Origin of the sequence: Acinetobacter sp. ABJ_C5_2 (assembly GCF_044538485.1) — a bacterium.
Lineage (GTDB): Bacteria > Pseudomonadota > Gammaproteobacteria > Pseudomonadales > Moraxellaceae > Acinetobacter > Acinetobacter nosocomialis_A.
Genome location: NZ_JBIUCS010000114.1, coordinates 1 through 260 on the forward strand (window position 1 = coordinate 1; position 260 = coordinate 260).

General features: G+C 52.3%; 1 protein-coding gene. It reads right to left on the reverse strand.

The window, feature by feature from the left end:
• Positions 1 to 260: Ig-like domain-containing protein (locus ACH8JV_RS19615; protein ID WP_396523326.1), on the reverse strand; the 260-nt coding region annotated here is incomplete at both ends.

Here is a 260-nt window from a genome sequence, read left to right on the forward strand (position 1 = left end):
ATCAGGGAAGCTCACAGTCACGGTTGATCCCGCTTCTGCTGTACCTGTCACTGGATCAGTGGCATTGATTGGATCAAGAACCGGTGCATTTGGTGCTGTGGTATCGATAGTCACCACTGCACCTGTTATCCCCACATTACCTGCAGGGTCGGTCGCTGTCACAGTTACCGTATGTGGTCCATCGGTCAACACTGGAAGCGTATTGTCTGCAAGGGTCCAGGTACCGTTGCCGTTATTGACTGCTGGATAGTCTGTGCCAT